Annotated in this window: 1 protein-coding gene; it reads right to left on the bottom strand. The window is 68.7% G+C overall.

Annotation, left to right across the window (positions count from 1 at the left end; genetic code table 11):
* Nucleotides 1-463 (bottom strand): condensation domain-containing protein (locus AAHZ94_RS34990; protein WP_349997675.1); only part of this gene is annotated, 463 nt, incomplete at both ends.

Below are 463 nucleotides of genomic sequence, written 5' to 3'. Positions count from 1 at the left end.
CCAACAACTCAGCGAACGTCGGATTCCCCGACGTATCCGTACGCAACACCAACGTGTTCACGAAGAACCCCACCAGGCCGTCCAGCGCATCGTCGGTACGACCGGCGATCGTGGTGCCCAGGGGAATGTCGTTCCCCTCGCCCAGCCGGGAGTACAGGGTGGCCAGGCCGGCCTGGAGCACCATGAACAGGCTCGCCCGGTGCTCCTGGGCGAGCTCCTTGAGCCCTTCGTGGAGTTCCGCCGGGAGCTCGAAACTGACCCGGTCACCCTCGTACGAGGCGACGGCCGGCCGCGGCCGGTCGAACGGCAGCGCCAACTCCTGCGGCAGTTCCGCGAGCGCCTGCTTCCAGTGGGCGACCTGGCCGGCGAGGACGCTGTCCGCATCGGACTCGTCGCCGAGCACGGTCCGCTGCCACAGGCTGTAATCCGCATACTGCACCGGCAACGGCGCCCAACCCGGCGC

Origin of the sequence: Streptomyces sp. HSW2009 (assembly GCF_040240285.1) — a bacterium.
Classification (GTDB): Bacteria; Actinomycetota; Actinomycetes; order Streptomycetales; family Streptomycetaceae; genus Streptomyces.
Note: the sequence above shows the minus strand (reverse complement) of the source record. Positions and strands in the feature narration are given on the sequence as shown.